The sequence below is a fragment of the Sphingobacterium sp. UBA2610 genome, from assembly GCF_002339225.1.
Classification (GTDB): Bacteria; Bacteroidota; Bacteroidia; order Sphingobacteriales; family Sphingobacteriaceae; genus Sphingobacterium; species Sphingobacterium multivorum.
This window is the reverse complement of the sequence record NZ_DDKA01000009.1, coordinates 116,516-141,437: the sequence shown is the minus strand read 5'-3', so window position 1 is coordinate 141,437 and position 24,922 is coordinate 116,516. Positions and strand designations below refer to the sequence as shown.

Annotated in this window: 21 protein-coding genes; 8 read left to right on the top strand and 13 right to left on the bottom strand. The window is 40.7% G+C overall.

What is annotated here, in order from left to right:
- Window positions 1–54 precede the first annotated feature (54 nt).
- Both B4Z47_RS06435 and B4Z47_RS06430 read right to left on the bottom strand, forming a co-directional pair.
- Window positions 55–345 (bottom strand): antibiotic biosynthesis monooxygenase family protein, encoded by a 291-nt coding sequence (locus tag B4Z47_RS06435; protein WP_046673491.1) that lies wholly within the window; start codon window positions 343–345, stop codon window positions 55–57.
- A 122-nt stretch (window positions 346–467) separates the two neighbouring features.
- A complete protein-coding gene (locus tag B4Z47_RS06430) occupies window positions 468–1,391 on the bottom strand; it encodes a LysR family transcriptional regulator (protein WP_070563954.1) in 924 nt (307 codons plus the stop codon).
- Between the two features lie 77 nt (window positions 1,392–1,468).
- Between B4Z47_RS06430 and hutH the strand changes: the two genes are divergently transcribed.
- The 4 genes from hutH to hutG are packed head-to-tail and all read left to right on the top strand — an operon-like array spanning window position 1,469 to window position 7,328.
- A complete protein-coding gene (gene hutH, locus B4Z47_RS06425; protein WP_070563957.1) occupies window positions 1,469–3,028 on the top strand; it encodes a histidine ammonia-lyase in 1,560 nt (519 codons plus the stop codon).
- A 58-nt stretch (window positions 3,029–3,086) separates the two neighbouring features.
- Complete coding sequence (gene hutI / locus B4Z47_RS06420; RefSeq protein ID WP_236560207.1) at window positions 3,087–4,286, top strand: imidazolonepropionase; 1,200 nt, start codon at window positions 3,087–3,089, stop codon at window positions 4,284–4,286.
- Between the two features lie 4 nt (window positions 4,287–4,290).
- The gene (locus B4Z47_RS06415) at window positions 4,291–6,309 is read left to right on the top strand and encodes a urocanate hydratase (protein WP_115049580.1); all 2,019 of its coding nucleotides are present in this window, start codon (window positions 4,291–4,293) and stop codon (window positions 6,307–6,309) included.
- Entirely contained in the window at window positions 6,306–7,328 is a 1,023-nt protein-coding gene (hutG, locus tag B4Z47_RS06410; protein ID WP_115048731.1) for a formimidoylglutamase, read from the top strand. Before B4Z47_RS06415 ends, hutG begins: the two co-directional genes overlap by 4 nt.
- Before the next feature lie 65 nt (window positions 7,329–7,393).
- On the opposite strand, the gene B4Z47_RS06405 is transcribed toward hutG, so the two are convergent.
- On the bottom strand, window positions 7,394–7,675 hold the full coding sequence (locus B4Z47_RS06405) for a GNAT family N-acetyltransferase (RefSeq protein ID WP_070564501.1): 282 nt from the start codon (window positions 7,673–7,675) through the stop codon (window positions 7,394–7,396).
- A 178-nt stretch (window positions 7,676–7,853) separates the two neighbouring features.
- On the opposite strand from B4Z47_RS06405, the gene B4Z47_RS06400 reads away from it, so the two are divergent.
- Entirely contained in the window at window positions 7,854–9,314 is a 1,461-nt protein-coding gene (locus B4Z47_RS06400) for an exonuclease domain-containing protein (RefSeq protein ID WP_236560206.1), read from the top strand.
- Window positions 9,315–9,875: 561 nt separating this feature from the next.
- On the opposite strand, the gene B4Z47_RS06395 is transcribed toward B4Z47_RS06400, so the two are convergent.
- From B4Z47_RS06395 to B4Z47_RS06370, 6 genes are all read right to left on the bottom strand, one after another.
- Entirely contained in the window at window positions 9,876–10,997 is a 1,122-nt protein-coding gene (locus tag B4Z47_RS06395) for an acyltransferase family protein (RefSeq protein WP_201303536.1), read from the bottom strand.
- Between the two features lie 66 nt (window positions 10,998–11,063).
- Window positions 11,064–12,614 carry a RagB/SusD family nutrient uptake outer membrane protein gene (locus B4Z47_RS06390; protein ID WP_070563972.1) on the bottom strand — a complete coding sequence of 517 codons (1,551 nt, stop codon included), beginning with the start codon at window positions 12,612–12,614 and terminating at the stop codon, window positions 11,064–11,066.
- A gap of 18 nt (window positions 12,615–12,632) precedes the next feature.
- Window positions 12,633–15,905, bottom strand: a complete 3,273-nt coding sequence (locus B4Z47_RS06385) for a TonB-dependent receptor (protein WP_115048725.1) — start codon at window positions 15,903–15,905, stop codon at window positions 12,633–12,635.
- Window positions 15,906–15,940: 35 nt separating this feature from the next.
- On the bottom strand, window positions 15,941–17,080 hold the full coding sequence (locus B4Z47_RS06380; protein WP_070563977.1) for a FecR family protein: 1,140 nt from the start codon (window positions 17,078–17,080) through the stop codon (window positions 15,941–15,943).
- Between the two features lie 67 nt (window positions 17,081–17,147).
- Window positions 17,148–17,705 (bottom strand): RNA polymerase sigma-70 factor, encoded by a 558-nt coding sequence (locus tag B4Z47_RS06375; protein WP_070563980.1) that lies wholly within the window; start codon window positions 17,703–17,705, stop codon window positions 17,148–17,150.
- A 211-nt stretch (window positions 17,706–17,916) separates the two neighbouring features.
- Window positions 17,917–18,621: a TIGR00730 family Rossman fold protein gene (locus B4Z47_RS06370; RefSeq protein ID WP_046673602.1), complete on the bottom strand. Its 705-nt coding sequence runs from the start codon at window positions 18,619–18,621 to the stop codon at window positions 17,917–17,919.
- A 114-nt stretch (window positions 18,622–18,735) separates the two neighbouring features.
- Between B4Z47_RS06370 and recR the strand changes: the two genes are divergently transcribed.
- The gene (recR, locus tag B4Z47_RS06365) at window positions 18,736–19,350 is read left to right on the top strand and encodes a recombination mediator RecR (RefSeq protein WP_046673482.1); all 615 of its coding nucleotides are present in this window, start codon (window positions 18,736–18,738) and stop codon (window positions 19,348–19,350) included.
- Here recR and B4Z47_RS06360 read toward each other — a convergent pair.
- From B4Z47_RS06360 to B4Z47_RS06350, 3 genes are read right to left on the bottom strand one after another with little or no spacing between them, the layout of a single operon-like run.
- A complete protein-coding gene (locus tag B4Z47_RS06360; protein ID WP_236560205.1) occupies window positions 19,347–20,543 on the bottom strand; it encodes an oxygenase MpaB family protein in 1,197 nt (398 codons plus the stop codon). The genes recR and B4Z47_RS06360 overlap by 4 nt on opposite strands.
- The gene (locus tag B4Z47_RS06355; protein ID WP_070563983.1) at window positions 20,528–20,881 is read right to left on the bottom strand and encodes a hypothetical protein; all 354 of its coding nucleotides are present in this window, start codon (window positions 20,879–20,881) and stop codon (window positions 20,528–20,530) included. Before B4Z47_RS06355 ends, B4Z47_RS06360 begins: the two co-directional genes overlap by 16 nt.
- A gap of 14 nt (window positions 20,882–20,895) precedes the next feature.
- The gene (locus B4Z47_RS06350) at window positions 20,896–21,510 is read right to left on the bottom strand and encodes a hypothetical protein (RefSeq protein WP_070563987.1); all 615 of its coding nucleotides are present in this window, start codon (window positions 21,508–21,510) and stop codon (window positions 20,896–20,898) included.
- Window positions 21,511–21,898: 388 nt separating this feature from the next.
- Here B4Z47_RS06350 and B4Z47_RS06345 point away from each other — a divergent pair, with 388 nt between their 5' ends.
- On the top strand, window positions 21,899–22,750 hold the full coding sequence (locus B4Z47_RS06345) for an AraC family transcriptional regulator (RefSeq protein ID WP_070563990.1): 852 nt from the start codon (window positions 21,899–21,901) through the stop codon (window positions 22,748–22,750).
- A 76-nt stretch (window positions 22,751–22,826) separates the two neighbouring features.
- Complete coding sequence (locus tag B4Z47_RS06340; RefSeq protein WP_070563993.1) at window positions 22,827–24,089, top strand: amidohydrolase; 1,263 nt, start codon at window positions 22,827–22,829, stop codon at window positions 24,087–24,089.
- Window positions 24,090–24,165: 76 nt separating this feature from the next.
- On the opposite strand, the gene B4Z47_RS06335 is transcribed toward B4Z47_RS06340, so the two are convergent.
- On the bottom strand, window positions 24,166–24,753 hold the full coding sequence (locus B4Z47_RS06335; RefSeq protein WP_236560204.1) for a hypothetical protein: 588 nt from the start codon (window positions 24,751–24,753) through the stop codon (window positions 24,166–24,168).
- Between the last annotated feature and the right edge of the window lie 169 nt (window positions 24,754–24,922).

The following is a 24,922-nucleotide window of genomic DNA, read 5'->3' as shown; positions in this document are numbered from 1 at the left end:
TCAAAAATTTCTACAAAGATACTAGATTATTATAGAAAAAGGACGATAAAACTACTATTTTAACACTTCATAATGTTCGACTGTTGGAAACGGATCGTAGTAATGATGTAAAAGTTTTTCCCATTCCTTAAATAATGCAGATTCTCTGAAACCGATGGTATGATCTTCCAACGTTTCCCATTCGACCAATAGAATGTACTGGTTGTCTTTCTCAATACATTTACGTAGTGAATGCGTTATATAGCCTTTACTCGCACTAATATACTGGCAAGCTGTTTTATAGTCTCTTTCAAAATTGGATTGTTGTCCTTCAATAATTTGCAATACAGCTACTTCTAAAATCATAATTTGTTTTTTTATCAAGTTTAGTAAATAACTCAAACTTAGAAAATTTGTTTCTGATATGCAATACACGAACAAGCTTACCGAACAATTTATTCTTTATTGTTTTAATATGGACTTAGACCTTAATTATCCCGCTTTGACGTATTATATCCGTATTTTAGTTGTGAAGTAATGATCTGGGTGACCAATGGAATACCCGGGTTGCGATTTTGTGCATTCCAAACTAGAGAGAGCGTTGTTCGTTGTGGTAAACCGTTCAATTCAAGGAAGGTGACATCAACATGGTATCCGTTCTTTAAAGACGAAGGAACAATGGCAACACCCAATCCCTGAGCAACCATATTGAAAATGGTCAAAGCATTCACAGTGCGCAAAGTAACTTTGGGGATAAACTTATGATCACTAAAGATACTCATGACGAGATCATAATAAGAGTGGCTATAGTTTTTGGAAAATAAGATAAATGATTCATCTTTTAAGGCGTCAAGACTTGCTTTCGGCGAATTCAATAGGGGATGATCGTTGGGTAAAACGAGACTAAAATGCTCGGTATGTATAGGCAGGCTACATAGGCCAGGTGGCGTTTCCGAAAGACGAACAAAGCCTAAGTCCAATTCTTTTTTCTCCAGCAGATCCAGCTGGGTTTCATTCGCTAGTTCGTGAAGTGATAACTCGATATCAGGTTGCTGCTGTTTTAAATTGAGTAGTAGTTCCGGCAGGATGGTCTGAACAGCCGACCCAATAAACCCCAGCTTTAAGGTACTTATTTTACCATTGGCAAAGCTTTGAAGTTGAGTTTCAATCTGATCCAAGTGCCTAAAGAGTTCTTTCACCTCCGCAAAGAGATAGATCCCAGCTTCCGTCATTTGAACATTTCGTTTATTACGCTCAAAAAGTGCTACGCCATAGGATTCCTCCAGCTGCTTAATTTGTCTGCTCAAGCCCGGCTGCGCAATAAACAATTTTTCGGCAGCCCTTCTAAAATGCAGCTCTTCTGCCAATACTTTAAAATACAGTAAGTGTCTTAGTTCTATTTGATAATTCATGGTTATCAATTGATGATAAAAATGGTATTTCTAATTATCAAATATAGCAAGTACATTTGAGTAAAGCAGATAGGAAGATGGAAAAATTTTTATACGGCAGTGGGCAGCTAACATGCTCCGTAGCCTTAGCCATAGTAAAAGGAACGGTTACGGGGGAAATATCACCCGGAGTCAAGAATAAGATCGAGCAGAGCGCCAGTTATGTCCGTAAAATAGTCGAGCGTGGTGAGGTTGTCTATGGGATTAATACCGGTTTTGGTCCCTTGTGTACCACACTTATTGACGCAAGTCAAACGCAGTTGCTACAAGAAAACATTCTAAAAAGCCATGCTGTCGGTATGGGCGAACCTATCGCCAATGATTTGGCCAAATTGATGCTTATTCTTAAAGTTCACGCGCTTTCTCAAGGATTTTCGGGTGTTCAGTATGCGACAATTGAACGGATTATTTGGCATATCGAAAACCATATCATTCCTGTGGTACCTAAGCAAGGCTCTGTCGGCGCATCGGGTGATTTGGCGCCATTGTCACATTTATTTTTACCCTTGATTGGCTTAGGAAAAGTCAACGTAGAAGGGGAAATTATGGAAACAGCTACCGTTTTGGAAAAATATGGTATGGCTCCGGTGCACTTGGGCGCAAAAGAAGGTCTGGCTTTGATCAATGGAACTCAATTTATGGCAGCCCATGCTGTGATGGCTGTTGCTGAGTTAAATCGTGTACTTCAGAATGCTGATATTATTGCGACCTTAATGATTGAAGGTTTAAACGGCTCAATAAAACCATTTTTTACTGAATTACATCAATTACGCCCGCATGCCGGAAACCGTTATGTCGCTGCAAGCATTTTTAACATGCTTCATGGCTCCGCCATTTTAGAAAGCCACAAAGACTGTTCCCGCGTACAAGATCCCTATTCTTTGCGCTGTATCCCTCAAGTCCACGGAGCATCACGCAATGCTTGGCTTCATTTGAAGGAGACCATAGAAATCGAAATAAATGCAGTGACCGATAATCCTGTGATCATTAATGATGAACTAACCATTAGTGGCGGTAGCTTTCACGGACAGTCAATCGCTTTGCCTTTGGATTATGCCACACTTGCTGCATCGGAAATCGGCAATATTTCGGATCGAAGGGTTTACTTGTCTTTAGAAGGTCAAACCAACGGTGTCCCAAAATTGTTAATGAAATCAACCGGTCTCAATTCAGGATTTATGATCTTACAATATAGCACAGCCGCGATTGCAAGTGAGAATAAAGGGCTTTGTTTTCCTGCAAGTGCAGATAGTATTCCTACCTCTTTAGGCCAAGAGGACCATGTCAGTATGGGATCTATTTCCGGCCGAAAATTACTACAGGTCATTGACAATGTTGATAAAATATTAAGCATTGAACTGTTATGTGCGGCACAGGCAAAGGATTATCATCAGCCATTAAAATCGACTGCAGCATTGGAAGCTATTCATGCGAGAATTCGTCAGTCCATTCCGCATATCGAATCCGATCAACCGATGGAAGAGCTGTTGACTGAAGCATTAAGGCTCGTAAAATCGGGCGAACTGATCACATTGCATCGTCAATATGCGACGGGCGAAATTGCTGCGGATTTGAAACAAAGATTTGAAGAGTTTTAGACGAAGAAGGATGGAAAAAGAGCTAAAATTAGTTGGACCTTTTAGGCAGATATTAACCATGTCAAATATGCCCATTAATGGGGCGCTCCATGATAAACAAATAGTTATTATTAAAGATGGAGGTATTTTAATAGCAGGTAACGATATCATGGAAGTGGCGGACTTTGAGGGATTACAACTGCAATGGGGAAAGCAAGTGGCACTTGTACATGTAGAGGAAGATCAAGTCGCCTTGCCAGGCTTTATTGATTGCCATACGCATATTGCTTTTGCCGGTAATCGAGCAAATGATTTCGCCCTCCGAAATGCAGGCTCAAGCTACCTGGAGATTGCGGCAGCTGGGGGAGGGATTTGGAGCACGGTATCACACACAAGGGATTGTGATGCAGCAGAATTGATTGATCTCACGATCCAGCGTGCAAATTTTCTGTTAAGGCAAGGAATCACAACAATTGAAGTTAAAAGCGGTTACGGTCTTAATGTTGAAGAAGAGCTGAAGATATTACGTGTCATTCAGGAGTCGGATCGTCGTACGGCATCAGACCTTGTTCCAACTTGTTTGGCGGCACATATGCTCCCGCGAGACTTCAGCGGATCGGCAAAGGATTATCTTCATCGAATTACAACAGATCTTTTTCCGCTATTAAAATCAGAAGGGCTGTCAAACCGGATTGACGCATTTATAGAAAAAACAGCGTTTCAAGGGGAAGACATTGTGGCATATTTACAAAAAGCAAAAGCGATGGGTTTTGACCTGACTATTCATGCCGATCAGTTCACAACTTCGGGAAGTCAGATTGCAGTTGAACTCGGTGCCCAATCTGCGGATCATCTTGAGGCATCAACAGCAATTGAAATTGACCTTATTGCCCATTCAGATACAGTTGCGGTGGCGCTACCTGCGGCTTCCATCGGACTTGGATGTGGTTTTACGCCAGCTAGAAAGCTGTTGGATGCAGGTGCATGTTTGGCCATAGGAAGTGATTGGAATCCGGGTTCTGCACCCATGGGACAATTATTGACGAGTGCGAGTATTTTGGCAACAGCAGAGAAGTTGACGAACGCTGAGTTGCTTGCTGCATTAACCTATCGTGCCGCCAAAGCTTTAAACCTGTCGGATCGCGGCGTGTTAGCCAAAGGCATGAAAGCAGATTTCAGTATATTTAAAACAGCTAATTATCAGGATATTACTTACTACCAAGGAAGTTTGCAACCTACAGCAGTATGGAAAAATGGTCGGGAAGTATTCTCATTATAACAACATGGAAGATACATTTAAGAACGAGGTGGCGGAAGGTATTCCGACCGTATTGCCCCCAAAAGTAGAGCGAGATCATACCATAAGTCATGCCCCCCGACGAAAGGATATTCTCACCCGGTCGGAAGAGAAGCTGGCTTTACGGAACGCATTACGCTATTTCCCCAAACAATGGCATACCGTTTTAGCACCTGAATTTTTAGAGGAGCTCCGTAGTTACGGCCGAATATACATGTACCGCTTTAGGCCCCAATATGCAATGCACGCGCGACCGATCGCTGATTATCCAGCAGAGAGCAAGCAAGCGGCAGCGATTATGTTGATGATTCAGAACAACCTTGATCCAGCTGTAGCGCAACATCCTCATGAACTGATTACGTATGGTGGGAATGGAGCTGTTTTCCAAAATTGGGCTCAATATCGCCTCACCATGCAGTATCTTGCACAGATGACAGATGAGCAAACTTTACATCTCTACAGTGGTCATCCCATGGGTCTTTTCCCGTCGTCACAACATGCACCACGCGTTGTTGTAACGAATGGCATGATGATTCCAAACTATTCGACACCGGATGACTGGGAGCGTTTTAACGCCTTAGGCGTTACGCAATATGGACAGATGACAGCAGGTTCCTATATGTATATTGGTCCCCAGGGTATAGTACATGGCACCACAATTACTGTCATGAACGCTTTCCGAAAACACTTAGCAGCAGATGATACAATTCAGGGCAAGGTATTTTTGACTTCTGGCTTGGGGGGAATGAGTGGCGCACAACCTAAAGCAGGTAATATTGCCGGCTGTATCACCGTATGCGCTGAAATAAATCCCGCTGCGGCAAAGAAACGGCATGAACAAGGTTGGGTAGACCGATTGATCGAAAACATCGATGAACTTGTTGAACAGGTACGGTTGGTGATGGATCAAAAGGAGACCGTATCCTTTGCCTATATCGGTAATATTGTCGAAGTGTGGGAAGCCTTTGATAACGAAAATATTCACATCACTGTCGGATCTGATCAGACATCATTACATAATCCTTGGTCTGGAGGCTATTATCCAATGGGGCTGACCTTTGCAGAATCCAATGCTTTGTTGGCGAGTGATCCTGACAGATTTAAGCAATGTGTACAAGAAAGCCTTGTACGACATGTTGATGCCATCAATAAGCATGTATCCAAAGGAACTTATTTTTTTGATTACGGTAATGCGTTTCTCTTGGAAAGCAGTCGCGCTGGTGCAGCCGTATGGAATAATGATAAGGATCAATTCCGCTACCCATCTTATGTGCAGGATATTCTTGGTCCAATGTGTTTCGACTATGGTTTTGGACCTTTTCGGTGGGTTTGTACCTCAGGAAAGGCTTCGGATCTTCAAAAATCAGACGAAATAGCCATGACAGTTTTGGAAAATCTCCGAAAAGAGGCCCCAGTGGAAATTCAACAGCAGATGCAAGATAATATACAGTGGATTAAAGAAGCTGGAAAAAATAGACTTGTGGTAGGCTCTCAGGCTCGTATCCTGTATGTAGATTCCAATGGACGAATTGCAATAGCAAAGGCTTTTAATGACGCTGTAAAAAGTGGCTTATTTGAGGCACCTATTGTTTTGGGAAGAGACCATCATGATGTGAGCGGTACCGATTCACCTTATCGGGAGACCAGTAATATTTACGATGGAAGTCAATATACAGCAGATATGGCTATTCATAACGTCATCGGAGACAGTTTCCGCGGGGCCACTTGGGTCTCTATTCACAATGGCGGCGGAGTTGGTTGGGGAGAGGTCATCAACGGTGGCTTTGGTTTACTGCTAGATGGCTCAGGGGAAGCAGCTGTTAAATTGGAAAAGATGCTGTATTTTGATGTCAATAATGGGATCGCTAGGCGTGCTTGGGCTAGAAATAAGGAAGCTAATCAGGCGCTAGATCGTGCAATGGAGGGAAATACGGCATTGCAAGTTACGCGCGCGCAACTTGTAGATGACGATATTATTGAACAATTATTTGATCAGAGCGAATGAACTTTTTGTTGAATAATCCAGAAATATACAGCAAAGGTGACCAAGCGGTATGGAAAGGGCGTATCGATGGCCAGGATCGTGAATGGATGCGTTGGCATCAATTAATGGACTGTGTTGATCTTCTCGAGCAGCCCGATCTTAGGCAGTCTGTTGCCTTTCTTGGATGCTGTAGTGATGAAGGTGTTGGACGCAATCAAGGTCGTGTAGGGGCCAAAGATGGACCGACAGCACTTCGGAATGTATTAACAAACCTGCCTGTACATTTCTCAGATAAACTAAAACTTAAAGATTGTGGTGATATACTTTTAAAAGATAGTGATTTAGAGTTGTCTCAGCAGGGTTTGGGTACTGCCTTAAATTGTATTCTTGAACAAGAAGGATTTCCAGTCATCTTGGGTGGCGGCCATGAAATAACCTATGGCCATTATTTGGGTGTTAAAGAATTTCTTAAGAGCCGTGATCAAAGTCTAGGCATTATTAATTTGGATGCCCATTTAGACATCCGTCCATTGCAGGACGGCAAAGGGAATTCGGGAACGGGCTTCTATCAAATCGAGCAGGACCAGTCTAATGCAGGTTTGCCATTTCATTACCTGGCAATTGGTATTCAAGAAATTAGTAATACCAAAGGATTGCTCGACTATGCCAAAGCGAAGAAAGTACAGATTATAGGGCGAGAGAGTCTGGTCGTTGAGAAACTTGATTTCATTCGCGACAAAATTGTACGTTTTGCCAAATCAGAAGATTATGTATATTTGACGGTTGATCTTGATGCTTTCGCTGCAGCTTATGCGCCGGGAGTAAGTGCATTGGCATTTAACGGTATAGTGCCCGATCATTTGTTCTTTACGATCTACGATATTCTACTGGATCTGCCCAACTTAAAATCTGTCGATTTTGCTGAATTTAATCCCCATTTTGATATCGATTCTAGAACGGCGAAATTAACAGCTGATCTGATCTTCAAGTTGATAAACAAACTTGCCATTAAATTTGATCAGCAACTAGCCAGTAGATAAACAGAAAAAAAGATGGGTAAATTGCGACAGCAATCTAACCATCTTTCTGCATATTGGTCGAGGTCTTAAAAAAGCACATCGGCCAATGTCGGATCCTTATCAAAAACTGATTTTGCAAAAGGACATAAAGGCATAATTTTTAAATTTTCTTGACGTGCATAAGTCACTGCCGCCATCAATAGCTGTTTACCTAGCCCTTTTCCTGCATATTCAGAACTTACTTCCGTATGGTCTATAATGAATTTTGTGGGGCCAGCCCAGGTATAAGTCATTTGCGCAACTGATTTTCCTTGATCGATAACCTCAAAGCTACCATGTTTATCGTCATTTTTTTGTATTACTTGCATGAGCATGATTTAATGAATGAAAAGTACAAATTAAACAAAATCCAGCAATATATAACATGGCATTAGTTGAGAAAAACAGCTGTTTTACCAGTTAGATGGCATAATTCGCTTTTGTGTTTTGTAAAATTGCAGCGATTCTTTTAAATAGCTAATATTTTTAGTATGTTTGCTTTGCGTTATGAGTGTAAATCAAAGCAAAAGACAAGAATTTGCCATTGTGGACATAGAGACTACAGGTGGCCATGCAAAATCGAGCCGGATCACCGAAGTTGCCATTATTATTCATGATGGTAACCAGGTTTTGGAACGTTGGGAGACCTTGGTTAATCCAGGGAAAGAAATTCCAAATTCAATTTTTGCGCTTACGGGAATAGACAATGATATGGTGAAAGATGCTCCATTATTTGATCAAGTTGCCGAACACATTTATGGAATGCTCAAAGACCGTATTTTTGTTGCGCATAATGTAAACTTTGATTATTCATTCATTCGGTTTCAGCTTCAGGAATCGGGCTTCGAGTGGTCAGCAATAAAATTATGTACAGTACGCTATGCCCGAAAAATCAAGCCCGGATTATTGTCCTATAGTTTGGGACGTCTATGTGATTATTTAGATATCCCAATTGAAAATAGACACCGTGCGGGTGGCGACGCCGATGCAACAGCCATTCTCTTTGCTTATTTGAAAGTGCTAGATACCGAACAGGTATTTCAGGATATGATTAAACATAAAGCGCTAGACCAACGTTTTCCACCGCATTTAAATCCCTTGGAATATGAACAATTGCCCAATGATCCCGGGGTCTATTATTTTCATGACAAAGCTGGAAAAGTAATTTATGTTGGCAAGGCTGTAAATATAAAAAAAAGAGTATTGTCCCATTTTACAGGGAATAATATTCAAGCGCAAAGGCAACATTTCTTAAAAGAAATTCATCATATAAGTTATAAGTGCTGCGGAACTGAGCTGATGTCATTGTTATTGGAATGTGCGGAAATTAAAAAGTTCTGGCCAAAATATAATAGGGCACTTAAACGGTATGAGCCTAAATTCGGTTTATTTTCTTATGAGGACCAAAATGGCTATCTCCATCTGGCTATAGGGAAGACGACAAGGGGACAAGCATGTATTCAGCTGTTTCAGCGTGAATATGACGCTATTCAGTTGCTGCAAAGCTTTATTCAGCATGACGCTATTAATCCGCAATTTTGTCAGTTTGGGCACGCCAGTTTGTCTACGAAATCCATCAAGAAGACCGAATTGCCCGATCGAGACCTACACAATACCCGGGTGGAACGTTGTATTGAGGATTGGCTCAAACAGCAGCCATCGTATGTATTGATCGATAAAGGACGTAATTCTGATGAAAAAAGTTGCATTGTCATTGAAAATGGTATTTTTTATGGAATGGGATATATGGATCAATACGGCCAGTACAGCGGGTTTGAAGATATAAAAGGACAAGTTAAAAGATATCAGAGCAATCACTACATGATGGAATTGGTCAAAATGGCAGCAGAAAGACATCCCGCTAAAGTACATTTCTTAACAAAATCAAAGATTTTACCTGACGTTGCGGCAGAGCCCACTTTCTCTTACGAGAAATTGACTCCGAATAGTCTATTTAATTTCTATTAACAGCATATTTTCAAGTCATATTTTGGGAATTTTTTCCGTTTAGTCATTTCAATCTCAGTAATCTGTTAAAGAAATGTGAAATCGCAAATCGCGCGCGATTTTGGTCCAATAGTTGAAATATTCTTTGTGTAGAATATTAAAAAAAGACTTTTCATAATTTAGGTTAATAATTGGTTAGTTAAAAACCTGGGGCTCCCAACCTCAGGTTTTCTTTTTTTTATATTTCCGAACAAGAATTTTAGGTGAAGTATTCCTTTTATTTTGATTATTCAAAATAAATCAGTGTTTTTTTTATTTGAAGTGTATGTTTCAATTTATTGGTTTTCAATTGATTAATATTTGTCCCCCTTTTGTCCCCCTAAGTTTTTTCTCTCTATAGTTAGTTTAAGTTACTTTAGTGTCAGCGTACTGTAATAGCGGAATTAGTAAAACAAAGATGGGGCGTTTTCTAAAAGTAGCTGCGGTATATCTTATCCATATCTTTATATATAAAAAGGGCCTTTGGCCCTTTTTTTTATTCCTAATTCAGATTCCCTTATTTTAACCCAAAGATACCTTGACCTAGATTTTGATATAGATCTTTTTCTTTCGTAAATAATAGGCGATCAACCAATTCAAAGCGACAAATAGCAATGCAAATAGGGCGGAGGATAATTGTTGATTATGCCAACCATCAAACAGGAAATGATAGCTAAAGTTCCAAAGGTTTTGATGTTTATCCCCAATGAGAATAAATGAACAAATCGTAGGGATTAGTCCGCTAAGACAATAGATAAATAGTGTATTCCTGCCGAAGTCGTCAAAGACAGTATAAAATATCCCTCTGATGTTTTGAAATTCGATGAGATAGATTAATATACCAAGAAAAGAGATGGCAATACCCGTTGTGAATACGCAGTAACTGCTGGTCCAGATTTTCTTATTAATAGGAAAAGCAAATGACCATAGATAGCCTACTAAAATAAAGACCAGGCCTACGACAAATAGGTTCATCAGTTCACTTTTGCCGGTCAGTTTTTGAATAATGTATTTTCCTGTGATATACCCGAATATCGTTTGACTGATGGCCGGAAATACGCTCCAGACATCCTCTGGATCAAATGCTGTTCCTTCGCCGTGATAGAGGTGGGATGCACTAAAGATGCGGATATCTAGTGTCGTTCCAAACCAACCTTCCAGACTGTAAGGATCTGCTGGATTACCGTAATAGCAAATTAGCCAATAGAGGAGTAGCAGGAAGATACTAATAACTGCAGCACCTTTAGCCCTAAAATAGTATAGTATCATTGCCGTGCTGAAATAGCAGATTGCAATACGTTGCAGCACCCCAAAATACCTGTACTTGGCAAAGGGAATCCACTCGAGCTGGTGAAGACTATTCCATTCCGCAAAGGGGAAAATATTTAAAAACAGACCAAGTAGAAAAAGGATGATTGTTCTCTTGAGAATTTTATTCCAATATCGTGTGGGGGCTAACTGGTCGCTGTTTTTTAAAGAAAATGCCATAGCGTTTCCGACAGCAAATAGGAAAAATGGAAATATAAGATCTGTAAACGTACATCCATGCCAAATGGAATGTTCAAGTGGAGGAAATACATGATGATAGTTGCCAGGATTATTGACGAGAATCATAGCCGCGAGTGTAAACCCACGGAAAATATCCAGTGATTTAAAACGAGTCATAATAAAGTGTATTGGTAAAAAAGGCTGTTCAAGGATACTCCTTTGAACAGCCTATGTTTGGTCTAATTAATAGCCTGGATTTTGAGTCAGGCTCGGGTTTGCCTGCAGTTCCAATAATGGTATTGGAAGGAGCAGGCTATTTTGGTTAAAATTATACTTAATCAACGTAGGGCTACTCTGCTTGCCGTTATCGCATGTAAATTTGATTTCATTTAATTTATTCATCACATCTACTGTGACACCATAACGGTTTAAATCATCCCACCGTTGCCCTTCGAAAGCTAGTTCTAATCGGCGCTCGTTGAGAATGATGGCCTTTAGGGCACTGGAGCTGATACCGGATAAATCGGCGAGCCCTGCGCGATGACGGATGACATTAAGGGTATTTATTGCCCCTGAAGTATTTCCCAGTGCGTTTTGAGCTTCTGCTTTGAGCAGAATGATGTCCGCAAGTCGTAAAAGGTAAAAATGATCGCCACTTTGGAAGCTGTTGGCATGTTTTTGCTTTACGTTAAATGGGATTTCTGTCGCAGCATCTCCGCAGGGATTCCAAAATTCATCCGCCCAAGGAACTGAATAGAACCAAATGTTGGCGTTCTTTCGTTCGGTGTCGCCAGCATTGTCATAAGCTTCGACAAGATCTTTCGATGGTGTTCCATATCGGCGCCATTCGTTTTCGTTGATTTTGCCATTTTCATCAAGATCCGGGAAAAAGAATGCGCCACCCCAGCAGCTTAGATTGGGACTGCCGGCGATATAGGGAATCTCAATGATAGATTCACTATTATAGTTGTGTTTGCCGTCAAAAAGATCCGCATAGTTTTGAAGGAGCTGGTAACCACCTTTTCCAGCGATCACTGCATCGGCGTATTGCAATACCTTATTGTAATCTCGATCAGGGCGTTGTGCCCATATCTTGGTCAGTAAGGCATTTGCAGCCCCTTTTGTTGCTCTGACCTTGTCAATGGAAGGTTGCCCAAATCCATCGGGTAGGTTGTTTGCAGCAACTTGCAGATCCGAATCGATAAAATCATAAACCTCGGCTACAGTTGATCGCTTGATGCGTAATACTTCTGCATCTGTACTGTTGGAGTGTTTTTCCAAGGGCACACCACCATAAAGCTTGACCAATTGATAATAATGGAAGGCCCTTAAAAATGAAGCTTCTCCAAGAATTTGTTTGCGTCTTTCATCCGAAAAAGTAGGATCTGTGACCTTATCAACGTTGTCAATAACGATATTGCATTTTGAGATTGCTCCATACAGTTCTTCCCAGTCCCTGCGTACCATTTCATTGGTATTGGTGATGTTATTATAGTCAATTTGTGCAAAATCTATTTCGCCACCACCGGCAGCATGGGCATTATCAGAGCGAATATCTGTTTGCAGAATCATTTCCCATTGATAATAATTGGCATTGCTACCTGGACGAGTGCCATTGCCTATAAAAGAATTATAGGCTCCGTTTAATGCTTTCTCAATATTGTCTCCTGTGAGATAGGCATTTTCGCTCGTTACCGTGGAGGTAGGCTGAAGATCTAAAAACTTTTTGCAGGAATTTAGAGTAAGCGATGTCAATAAGGCTATGGCCAATGAAGTATATCTAGTTGATTTCATTTTTTGTAAGCTAAAAGGTTAAAAAGTTAGGTTTAAACCAACAATAAAGGTGCGTGCCTGCGGCGAAGTACCAAAATCGATACCGGGCGCCATATTGGAGCTCACGGTTTGCTGATTAGTTCCCCCATACATGCTTACCTCAGGATCCAAACCTGAGTATTTGGTGAATGTTAACAGATTCTCGCCCGTCACATAAAAACGGACCTTATTGAGCTTCCATCTTTCAAGCACTTGTTTAGGTAGCGTGTAGGCCAGGGTCATCGATTTTACCCTGAGGTAAGAACCTTTCTCTACAAAACGGGAGGAAATTTGTGAATTGTAGTTGTCATCTGTATTGTTTAGATCCGGACGTGGCATAGTACTGTTGTTGTTATCAACAGTCCATCTGTTTAACACGGCAACACTTTGGTTTCTCGGTTCCCACATACCTTCTGTATAAATACGCGTCGCATTAAGGATATCATTTCCCTGTACCCCCTGTAAGAAAAAGGAAAAGTTGAAGTTCTTATAGCTGAAATCATTGGTCATGCCATAAGAGAATTTTGGTGTAGCATTCCCGATGATAGCCATATCACTCGTTTGAAGACCTGTTTCCGGATCAGCCATCTGATAGATCATATCTCCGGTCTCTGGATTGACGCCTTTTGCGATATAGCCCCAGAAGGACCCCAATGCAACGCCTTCTTTTGCAATCGTACTATTACCCCGACCATCGATATTTCCGTCATAATAGGTTCCGCCATCAATATTCAGGACTTTATTGCGATTGAGCCCAAAGGTCACAGTTGTATTCCATTTGAAATCGTGAACGAAATTTCGGCTACTCAATTCGAATTCAAAACCTCTATTTTGTAGGTCGCCTAAGTTTTTCAGCGCAGTTCTATAGCCCGAACTGTACGGAACCCTTGAGCTGAGAAGTAGGCCTACAGTCCTTTTTGCATAATAATCTGCACCAAATATCAATCTCGAATTAAAGAAACTGGCATCCACACCAATATCGGTCTGATTTGTTGTTTCCCATTTTAAATTGGGATTGTCCAGGGTAGCAGGCGTATAACCGGGTACAACTTGGTCGCCGATGTTATATGATCCTGTCACGTCGACTAAACCGAGATAGGAAAAGGCCGGAATTTGGCTATTTCCAACTTTACCCCAACTCGCACGGATTTTCAAATCGTTTACGGTGTTTTTCAGCGAACTGAAGAAATCTTCATTGGATAAACGCCAACCGGCAGAGAAAGAAGGGAAGTAGCCCCAGCGGTTATTTGGGCCAAATACAGATGATGCGTCAGCCCGCAGATTTGCTGTAAATAGGTACTTGTCGTTATAATCATAACCAATTTTTGCGATGCCAGATACAGTGGATACAGCGGCGTCTACTGCCGTAGGCATCGCTGTGATCATCGAACCACCATTGACCGTGTGGATTGCTGGATTAGCAAAATTTTGCGTAGCAATATTTGAGGTTGTTGTTTGTGTTTTCGTTGTAATATAGCCTAATAAGCCTGTAAAATGGTGCTTGTCACTAAAGGTTCTATTATAGTTTAATGTATTTTCGGACATCCAATACTGATTGTCCTGCTGCTGGAGCGTTGCCATACCCTTATATTTTCGACCTTCCGTTGTACGAAAAGGATCTACGAAACTGCGGTACTGGTTGTTAAATTTCTCATACCCAAACAGCGATTTGAATTTTAATCCAGGTAGGATATTGGCTTCCACAAAGGCATTTCCTGTAAATCTGTTGTTGATATAGCTGTGCTCGTTGCCTGTTGCCAATGCAACGGGGTTGTCAAGATCTGTATAGAATGGATCTACTGTGAAAGCACCTTTGTCGCCATATATTCCGATTACTGGAGAGCCCAGATAAGCATTCATGATGACTCCATTTCGGGAGTTCTCGGTAATATCCACGTCGTACCAACGGTTGTACGATAAGCTGGTCCCCACCTTAAAGATTTTATTGATCTGATGATCCAAATTAACCTTGAAATTGACCTTGTTTACTGTATTTGTGATGACCGTACCATTATCTTTTTGATAAGATCCCGAGATGTAAAACCCTGTCTTTTCATCTCCACCGCGTACTGAAGCCTGGTATTTTTGGCTGTGACCGGTGCGGAATAGCTGATCTGGCCAGTTTGTATCAGCGGTATATTTCGACCAATCCAAGGCTTCTCCCATCTCAGTCATTAATTCTCTATATTGTGCCGCATTTAGAACACTAGGCTTTTTTCTGATGCCTGAAAATCCTTGATAGGTTTCGAAATTTACCTGTGTCTTACCGTTTGTTCCTCTTTTGGTTGTAATCAATACAACGCCATTTGCGCCAGAAGATCCATAGACAGCGGCTGAAGCAGCATCCTTTAATACAGAAATGCTTTGAATATCGGATGGATTGAGCTCCGATATGTTTTCAGTAGGAACACCATCTACAATGTATAATGGATTGCTACCTGCAGTAATTGTTGAAGTTCCGCGAACGCGAATAGAGAAACCAGCTTGAGGTTGTCCGGAAGATTTTACAATTTCCACCCCCGCCATTTTGCCCTCCATAGCACTCGCTAATTGGGTCACAGGGCGATCTTCAATATCTTTTGTACTCATGGTTGCAATGGCTCCCGTGATGTCTTTTTTCTTCTGTGTTCCAAAACCGACCACAACGATCTGTTCCAGTTGGTTGTTGGCAGTTTTTAGCTGTATATTGAGGTAACTATTGGAACCTACCGTACTACTGATAGTCTCATAACCTATTGAACTAAAGCTGAGTTGATGGGTAGTAGTCGCTTCAATAGAAAACTCACCTTTACTGTCTGTTTCCGTTTGTTTACCTGTTGTTGTATTGCGGATGGTGACCCCTGTTAATGCTTTACCGTCGCCATCGGTAACGCGCCCTTTGACAAGCTGTTGTATATTGATCGTGTTTCTTAAAGGTATGTCATTTATTTTCTTTTTTAGGACAATGGTGTTGTTGACAATTTTGTATGAATACGACAGCTCTTTCAGGTTGTCATCCAGAATTTCAACAATAGAACCATCTTTATGGTTTATGCGGATTTTTTGGTTATCATTAATCTGTGAGTTATCGTACAGAAACACATAAGAACTCTGACGCTCGATTTCTTTAGCAAACTTTGCCAAAGTGTATTCCTTGTCTTGTAACTTGATTTTAGATTGGTTTACATTCGCCATCGCCAAATTATTTGCATGGGAAACGCATTGGATAGCAAGTAAAGCAGCAAATAGTTTTGCCTTTTTACCAGCCCCTTGGATGGTTTTAAGTTTGTGCATAATTAGTTGGGTAAGTTTGTTTTATATTAGATAATTTAGAGTTCAACTTCAATTTTATTGTTTTCCAATCGGCATTTTATATCCAGAAAGTTGAGGGTCTCAACCAGTTGCTGGGCAGTTGAATTGCGTTTTATCTTACCTGTCAGTTCACGCTTTTCATTTGTTCCTTTATACACGATATCCACATTATACCAGCGTTTTATGGCGGCAAGCGCATCTTTAATGGGTGTCGATTCGAAATAGAAAAAACCATTTTTCCAGGCCATTGCTTCTTCGATATTGGCTTCTGCTACGATAAGATTCCCGCCAGTGGTAAATGCTGCTTGACCAGGTTTCAGCATTTTTGACTTACCGAATTGCGAGACTTGTACAGAACCGGCTATAAGTGTGGTTTTATTGTTTTCATTTGGATAAGAGCGTACATTAAAATGGGTTCCGAATACACGAATGGTCTGTTCATTGGATCGCACATAGAAGGGGCGCTTGCTATCGTGGCTGACCTCAAAATAGCCCTCCCCAGATAATTTTACTTCCCGGCTATTCGACGCAAAAGATTCAGGAAACGTCAGCACGGATCCAGCATTTAGCCACACCTTACTGCCATCGGCCAAAATGATCGTATACTCTGTTCCAATCGGGGTTTCAATGGTATTGGTACGGCTTGTAGCAGTTTTCCTACTGGCTGTAAATTGATATTGCACGGTTCCGGAAGCAGTCGTAATTACTTTCACCTGTTCATCCTGATGGAGAACGCTCTGTTGCTGGGCAGAAAGATCAATTTTAGTTCCATCGGCTAAAGTTAATACGGCCGCCTTAATGCCCGGGTGAACCTGTTGTTGCATCTTCACGGCTACCCGCTGGCTATCTCCAGATGTTCTTTTAACAAGGTAAAGGGGTAATATAAACAACAGTGCCAAAGCAGCAGCTATTCCACCCAACTTCACCCGTTGCGGAATTCGCCTGATTTTTGACGCTTGGATTTCCTGCTTTATATTGGAAAATAACAGCTCTTTGAGTTGTTGTTCATCGGTTGCCAGCCCCTCAGGAATAGGGAGAGGTTCGCCATTACTTGTTTCATACCACTCTTGCAATTCGGCTTCCTCTTCAGGGGTACATGTGCCTTGAAGCCATTTGTAAGCCAATTGCTTTATCCGGAATTGATTATGATCAACCATATTTAGGGGTTATTTATATATAGAGTCCCTAGATTGGGTTGATACCCTGACAAGTAGAGAAAAAAAATCACAAAGTAATCAGAAAGCGCTGAATACCAGCGCGTATTTTTTTTAAGGCACGGCTTAATTGGGTTTCGACCGTTTTCACAGAGATGTTCATGTGCTCAGCGATCTGTTTATAAGTGAGTCCTTCTTCGCGGGATAATTTGAAAACAAGCTGGCATTTTTCGGGCAGTTCCGAAACAAGCTGATCCAGCCGAACTCGAAGTTCTTCAAACTGAAGCCAATCTTCCGTCGAGTTATCGAAATCGGCCCATTCCGTATCGTGTTTAAAAACTTCCTGCTTGTATTGTTGCGCCAGATATTTAAAGACTTTGTATTTAACGGCCACAGCGAGGTAGGAGGCGAGATTGCTTTCAATTTGGAGTTGATGGCGTCTCAGCCAAAGCGAAGTAAAGATGTTTTGAACGATTTCCTGCGCGTCTTCCAGCGAATTTGTTTTGCGCGCAGCCTGGTAATAAAGCTTTTTCCAATAGCGATCATAAAAAGCTTCGAAAGCTAAGCTATCGTCTTGTTGAACCAATACAATCAACTCTTCATCTGAATGGCCTCCAAAATCTTTCATGCAAGACAATAATTTGTTTTTCTACGGTTAACGACGTGTAATGCGAATCGCGCCATAAATGTAGGGACTAAATTGGCAATAATGCAACTTTAATCTGTAAAAGCTGGTTTTGAACAGCTAAATACCTATTTTACAAAGACCAAGGGGAGGGCAAATAGGCAAAAAAAAAGAGTATCTGTTGATTCAGGTACTCTTTTTTTACGGGTACTTCTTAGAAGTTTGGTTTCAACAAGTATTTGTCGTAGAATCGGAAAATATGATCCGCAGCCTCTTCGGCAGTATCGACAATACGGTATAGTTTCAAATCTTCTTCGCTGATATATTTGTTAGGAATCATTGTATTCTGAACCCAGTCCATCAACCCTTTCCAATATTCAGAGCCAACCAACACGATCGGAAAACGTGCAATTTTGCCGGTTTGAATCAATGTGATTGCTTCAAAAAGCTCATCCATGGTTCCAAAGCCTCCTGGCATAACAATATAACCCTGAGAATACTTCATGAACATCACTTTTCTGACGAAAAAGTACTTGAATTCAAGTAGTTTGTCGCGATCAATATATTTGTTGTGAAACTGCTCAAATGGTAATTCAATATTTAGACCAACAGACTTTCCTCCGGATTCATAAGCACCTTTATTGGCTGCTTCCATAATTCCAGGTCCACCGCCCGAGATAATACCATAACCGCGTTCTGTCAATAAACTGGCAATATCGACCGCCATTTGATAATATTTGTGTTCACGTGGCGTACGTGCTGATCCAAATATCGATACACAGGGACCAATTTTTGCCAATTTCTCAAATCCGTCCACAAACTCTGACATCACTTTAAAAATCTGCCATGAGTCCTTAACTTTAATTTCCTGCCATGTTTTGTTTTCAAATGCGCGGATAATTTTATCTTCTTTTGTAATATCCATATATAACGTTATACATTTAATTCTAAATTCCAATTTTTCAAAAAGGAATACAATATAGCTATTTTTTTAATAGTAGCTACTTTTTCTGATTATTCTTACATTTGCATTATGAATTTTTCTTCTAAACTTCTTGAGAATGCCGTCGCTGAATTTGGAAAACTACCAGGCGTAGGGCAAAAGACAGCATTACGACTGGTTTTGCATCTGCTGAAGCAATCCGATGCGGATGTAGCCCGTTTTACAGCCGCTATTGATCGCTTGAAAGAAGATATTCAGTATTGCCAGGAATGTTTCAATATTTCGGATCACAGTATATGTGAGATATGTGCCTCCTTTAAACGTGATAAAAGCTTGATTTGTGTTGTGGAAGATACACGTGATGTGATGGCCATTGAAAATACAAATTCCTATCAAGGTGTATATCATGTATTGGGTGGGTTAATTTCGCCAATGGACGGTATTGGTCCTGCGGATCTAAAAATTGAGGGATTACTCAATCGAATTCAAAGAGGTGAGGTGGAAGAAGTTATTCTGGCACTTTCAGCAACAATGGAAGGGGATACCACCATTTTTTATTTATATCGCAAATTGCGTGAGTTTGATGTTAAAATTACAACCATTGCCCGCGGTATAGCCTTTGGTGGTGAATTGGAATATGTGGATGAACTGACCTTAGGACGGTCCATTGCGACACGGGTGCCTTACGAGCGCAATGTTGGTTAATTGTATTTCAGATAGATTTGTTTCACACCCTCGTGTATCTTTCTTCCTTTGTCAATCTGTTGTTGTCGCCATAGGCTGTCGGTGATCATATGATTTGCTTTTTTATTTTTTAAGATATTCACATAAGCGATTTTACCGAGTACCGTTTTCCTTAAACCAAGTAATGAACACGAATAGTCTCCCAATAGATAATGATTGTAGTAGAGATGAATTTCACGCATAAGCTTTCGTCCCCATTTGTTTGTGGGGTAGGCTGCTTTAATGGGCTCTTCCATGAGCGCTTTTGCTAAGGCTAAACTATCCTGATCTCCTGATTGTTGGGTCATCGTCCAATAATACAACGCTTCAATAGCTTGCTCCTCGGTGTCGGGTAGCAATTGCGTGGGAATGCCCAGCAATGTCCCAATAAATTTCCAAACATGGAATAAACCATCAACCTCGCTTTTCAATATATTGAATTTCATGCGTTTTAGCCCTGTTAGATAAACAAGAGAGAATCCGAGGTTGGTCGCAAGCATATCCCAAGTGTTTAAAGGGATGCCCCATTTTTCTGTTTGCCACTGACCGTGCTTTAGAATATTTAACCGAGCATACGAATGGATACATCGGGTAAGTAGGATGGCCTCAATGCCGATATTACCCTTTTTCAGTGCATTGTTACCTGTGACGTCAACCCAAAAGGTGACCGTTTCGGTGAGCCTTTTGACAGCACCTTTTTTTAACGCACCTGTAAAAATTAGGGGTTTATTGATGGCACTGGATTCATAGCCCCCCATGAGGACATAGTCCCGTAATACGACAAGTCCTGATAAGCCCGAACGTTGGCTGAGGCCAATGCCTTGCTCTATTTTATCCCAATCTAACCAAGAGGGACTGAGATCCAATGTCTGTAGAAAATTCTGCAATATGGGTTCGTATGCGGCATCAATAGGCTTTCCTGCAAGTGCATCTTTAAGCAGTTGTTGACCTTGAGGGAAACCAATTTTTAGGTGGAGCTGTTCGACAAGCTGGTCGCAGCTATTGTCAAATTGATCGAGTAAAGGTACAAATTGATCGGCAGCAGCGATCGAAGGTTTAGTCGGCAATTTGCGAAGCAATTCCACGCCAAGACCTCTCGACCAATAGAAAGAAAATGAACTTGTATTAACTTGATAACGCTCGGGTATTCGCCTCTCTTTTATTGAGTTGTCCAAGATATATAACCTCCTGTTAATGTGATTGTATTGTTCGATTTATTGAATTTAAAGTCTATATAATCCGTTTGACAAGATAAAAGATCACTGCAGCAAAATTGACGGTCAATTTTAAAATGAAGTCTAAAAGAGCCACCTGTCTGATCAGCAAAAAAAGTCAGCCTGTTGACGCTAAAGTCACTTAAATGCGGGCCGCCATCTTTATCTTCCAATTGATCGATAACGTAATCATTGATTTCTTTCTGATGTTTGTCGACGAATGGTAGGAGCTCTTGATCGGTGAACGGTATGATTAAACTGTCTTTTTCTATCGCTATTCTGATGCTAATTTCTGCCATTTTATTATAGTGTGCTAATAAAGATCTCTCCAGTTTGGGATATATAGATTGAAAATTGCTTCTGTTTCCTTTCGGGTCTTATCCGCAAATTTACAGAAAGCCTTTAGAATAATTAGATTGATGTGTTCTTTTTTAAAATCTATGAGTCGATTTGAAAATTGAAATCCACCTTCAACGATTCTAAAATCACTTTTGGGTAGTTTACGGATGGTTACTGTTGCCACATCATATATATCCAATTGCTCCTCCCAGTAAGCAATTTGCTTGACGACTTCATGGTAGAGTAATTCCTGGCACCATTTGTACAGTAAGTTCAAGGTATTTGTGTTCTTCTTTTGATATACACATATGCTCGTTGCTGTCAATTCAACAGTTGGTAGCATTGCGGACGGATAAATCTTGACCAAATAAGGTTTTCCAAATAGGTAGTAGGGATCTTCCAGATAGGAATAGGATGAATCTTCCGATTTATTTTCTGGAGGATTTAGCTTAATGTACTCTTTGAGGAAAGCAACATCGCAATGCGCTGGAGCATATACACGATAGGGTGATGAACTACCTAGAATCTGGATGTAATCTTTATTCCAAAGTACTATTTCGTAAAATATACTCCCTATTTCAATTTGCATGTTTCGATCTTAAGTTGGAAATGAGGCATAGGCATTCGACCTAAATCAGACCCTATAAACTATTTCAAAGTAACGTTTTTTTGATATTAATCAATAATGATAATCGTAACAATTTCTGTCAATAATTGCGGGCAAGCTTAAGGGCTTCGTTAGAAAAAATTATAGCCTATTAGTAATCAACTTCGGACTGTAAGCAGTATGTCTGTACGATGAAGCCATGGTAGTTGCACATAAAAAAGGTGGACTCAACGTGGACTTACTGTGGACTCACTGTGTTTACAGTATGAAGCTGGTCATAAGTTGGAAGTAATTTTTAGTATTGTTACCAGCTCTCACTAGCTTTTGTTTTTTGTTTTAATATTTAGATACTATCTTTGGAATACTGTTTATGTATCAACCCAACGACCATTTTCCAATACTAGATCTGCAAAAATTCCAGGAAGGGATTATTGCGGATTGTGACCTGCTTTTTCACGAACTTATTGGTCCTCGGGAAATTAATGAGCCGCATAAACATGATTTCTTTATTCTCTTATTATTTGAAGAGTCTGTAGGTACGCATACCATAGACTTCGATCACTTTACGCTTGGATGTAATCAATTACATCTCGTTTTTCCAGGTCAGGTACATCAGTGGAAGATGGACGACTCGACCCATGCATTGCAGCTCATGATCAGCAGACGTTGGTTCGAAAGCTTATTACCTGCATTGCGATTTCCTATTTCTTATTATCTAAAGCATTTGGTCATTGATCTTTCAGCGATCCACTTTCAGTCGCTATCGGCAGAATTTAAAGCAATTGCAGCTGATCTAGCGGACGATCATATCCTATGGGAATTGATTTACGCGCGGGTTAAAGTAATTGCCCTTCTGATTAGCAAGATCGTTCAGGATAATTATCATGATTATGAACAACATCAGGATAATCCGATTGTGGCAAAATTTGTTCAGCTTATCGATGAATGGTATAAAAGTGAAAAATCCGTTGCTTTTTATGCCGAGAAGCTAAATATATCCGCAAACTATCTGAATGTGTTAAGTAATCGGGTGTTACACAAGTCAGCTTCATTTTTGATTCAGGAACGCGTGTTATTGGAAGCAAAGCGCTTGCTTAAAATTTCGGATAAAACGATCAAAGCTATTGTCTTTGATCTGGGATTTTACGATAATGCAAGCTTCAGCAAGTTTTTTAAATGCCATACAAATATGACACCAAGTCAGTTTAAAGCGCAGCCATAATTTCTACACAAGCTGTGATAATTCATACAAGGATCATTGTCCCAAATCACTTAGCTTTGGTGAAAATGATTTAAGCATGAATGAAATCAATCAAAATCAAGATACTTATTTGTTGAGGAACGTATTGCTAGAAACAGGCTTTCTTTATGAGAAGGAAGAAATTGTTGCTACGAAAACGGCATTATTTGATATTCAAATCGAGGCAAATAAAATAAAAAATATAGAGCCAGCGCAATCGGGGATTGACGGAAAAGGCTTCGACATGAAAGGTAAATTGGCCTTACCGCCATTCCGTGACATGCACATTCATTTAGATAAAACTTTATACGGCCTGCCCTGGAAGGCGGTATTTCCAAAAAACAGGACTGTAAAAGATATGATTGCCAAGGAACAGATCATCATCCCTGAATTGTTGAAAACCTCTGTCGAACGGGCCGAAAAATTGATTGCGCTATTGCAGGGCTACGGAACAAATTTTGCGCGCGCACATTTTAATGTAGACCCAACATCGGGGACGAAGTCATTGGAACATCTGTTACAGGCACTGGAACATTTAAAGTATTCCTTTGCTGCAGAACTGGTCGCATTCCCCCAACATGGTCTATTCTATACAGAATCCGCGAAGTTAATGGAGGAAGTTGCAAAATGGGAACAGGTGGATTTTATCGGTGGTTTGGATCCCTTTAGTATTGACGGCAGTATCGAGAAACCGATGGACTTGACGGTTCGACTTGCATTGGACAATAACAAGGGAATCGATATCCACTTGCATGAAGGTGGAGAATCAGGTGTTAAAACTATGGAATATTTGATTGATAAAGCATTGGAAAACCCCGCATTACAGGGACGCACATTTATCAGTCATGCTTTCGCCTTAGGCTACCTGCCGAAAAAAGACTTAGAACACATGGCCGAACGACTGGCAGAAGCGAAAGTCGGTATATGCAGTTCGGTTCCTTTCCGCAATATGTTGATGCCATTTCGGGAACTGAAAAAGGCGGGAGTGGAAGTTTTTGTGGGGAATGACAATGTTCAGGATCATTGGGGTACTTTTGGTAGTGGTAATATGCTTCAGAAAGCCAATCTAGCCGCGCAATTATATGGTTATGAAACTGAATTCGAGCTATCTCGTTGCCTTTGTTATGCGACCAATGGCAAAATCCCGCTTGATGACCACGGGAATTCGGTATGGCCGAAAGTAGGAGATGATGCTAGCCTTCTTTTTGTCGACGCGAGTTGTTCAGCAGAAGCAGTTTCTCGGATCTCGACCGTCCATGGGCTTATTCATCAGGGAAATCTCGTCAAATGGAACAATAGTTCACAAGCTTTATTAAAATAGCACATAATAAGAACATTTGACATGCCAATTTATCGTCTGGGGAATTGGCATGCTCATTTTTTAGGAGGGATTACGGTTAATGTAGGAAAGTCGTCTTGCAGTAGTCTATTTTATAAGAACCTTGCTCATGGACCAATTGAACCTCGTTTTTGGTTCGGATATTATCGCCGTAATCAATAAATACGATAAACTTGCTCTCCGTTATTTTGTCGATTTTAACATCCTTGATATCCAATGCGTCGTCATTACCTCTTCCAAATAACCAGGTTTCCGCTGTATATAAGGGATAGATTTTTTCCCATTTAGCTTTGTAAGCTGCTTCAGCTTTGGGCAGTTCTTCATCTGTGAGGTTAGATGGCCCGTAAATTTCATTGGCATCTTTTAAGAACGCCTGAAAGCGTTTGGTACATAAGGCATCTTCTTTGTCCAGATAGTAACAATATTTGCCGGATGCAGAACTTTTACATTTAAAAATCTCTTTTAACCAATCTTCCGCTTGCTGATGCTGAGCAATTGTCGTGTTTTGCTTCACTGTGCCTGTGCCGTCGTTGATTAAAACCTGCTTTGCAGGATGTTCCACTGCAGTGCTTTTATGGTTTTTCGTTGGATTTATACAGCTCGCTAGCATGTAAAACAGCAGTATTGTTGCATACAAACTTTTCATCTTTTGATATCGTCTTTTATTTGGGTGTAAAATTAGGATATAAATCCCATAACACGATCACGGATTACCGCTATATTTCTACAGCATATTTACCAAAAAATCCTATTTCCCATTCTTGTTGAAATAAAGCAAAGCTCTGTGTGCCGATCGTGTGGCGTATAAACGCAAT

Excerpts from the sequence above, each read along its gene's own strand:
- B4Z47_RS06435 (WP_046673491.1), bottom strand. The coding sequence starts at position 345 with ATGATTTTAGAAGTAGCTGTATTGCAAATTATTGAAGGACAACAATCC.
- B4Z47_RS06430 (WP_070563954.1), bottom strand. The coding sequence starts at position 1,391 with ATGAATTATCAAATAGAACTAAGACACTTACTGTATTTTAAAGTATTG.
- hutH (WP_070563957.1), top strand. The coding sequence starts at position 1,469 with ATGGAAAAATTTTTATACGGCAGTGGGCAGCTAACATGCTCCGTAGCC.
- hutI (WP_236560207.1), top strand. The coding sequence starts at position 3,087 with ATGTCAAATATGCCCATTAATGGGGCGCTCCATGATAAACAAATAGTT.
- B4Z47_RS06415 (WP_115049580.1), top strand. The coding sequence starts at position 4,291 with ATGGAAGATACATTTAAGAACGAGGTGGCGGAAGGTATTCCGACCGTA.
- hutG (WP_115048731.1), top strand. The coding sequence starts at position 6,306 with ATGAACTTTTTGTTGAATAATCCAGAAATATACAGCAAAGGTGACCAA.
- B4Z47_RS06405 (WP_070564501.1), bottom strand. The coding sequence starts at position 7,675 with ATGCAAGTAATACAAAAAAATGACGATAAACATGGTAGCTTTGAGGTT.
- B4Z47_RS06400 (WP_236560206.1), top strand. The coding sequence starts at position 7,854 with ATGAGTGTAAATCAAAGCAAAAGACAAGAATTTGCCATTGTGGACATA.
- B4Z47_RS06395 (WP_201303536.1), bottom strand. The coding sequence starts at position 10,997 with ATGACTCGTTTTAAATCACTGGATATTTTCCGTGGGTTTACACTCGCG.
- B4Z47_RS06390 (WP_070563972.1), bottom strand. The coding sequence starts at position 12,614 with ATGAAATCAACTAGATATACTTCATTGGCCATAGCCTTATTGACATCG.
- B4Z47_RS06385 (WP_115048725.1), bottom strand. The coding sequence starts at position 15,905 with ATGCACAAACTTAAAACCATCCAAGGGGCTGGTAAAAAGGCAAAACTA.
- B4Z47_RS06380 (WP_070563977.1), bottom strand. The coding sequence starts at position 17,080 with ATGGTTGATCATAATCAATTCCGGATAAAGCAATTGGCTTACAAATGG.
- B4Z47_RS06375 (WP_070563980.1), bottom strand. The coding sequence starts at position 17,705 with ATGAAAGATTTTGGAGGCCATTCAGATGAAGAGTTGATTGTATTGGTT.
- recR (WP_046673482.1), top strand. The coding sequence starts at position 18,736 with ATGAATTTTTCTTCTAAACTTCTTGAGAATGCCGTCGCTGAATTTGGA.
- B4Z47_RS06355 (WP_070563983.1), bottom strand. The coding sequence starts at position 20,881 with ATGGCAGAAATTAGCATCAGAATAGCGATAGAAAAAGACAGTTTAATC.
- B4Z47_RS06350 (WP_070563987.1), bottom strand. The coding sequence starts at position 21,510 with ATGCAAATTGAAATAGGGAGTATATTTTACGAAATAGTACTTTGGAAT.
- B4Z47_RS06345 (WP_070563990.1), top strand. The coding sequence starts at position 21,899 with ATGTATCAACCCAACGACCATTTTCCAATACTAGATCTGCAAAAATTC.
- B4Z47_RS06340 (WP_070563993.1), top strand. The coding sequence starts at position 22,827 with ATGAATGAAATCAATCAAAATCAAGATACTTATTTGTTGAGGAACGTA.
- B4Z47_RS06335 (WP_236560204.1), bottom strand. The coding sequence starts at position 24,753 with ATGAAAAGTTTGTATGCAACAATACTGCTGTTTTACATGCTAGCGAGC.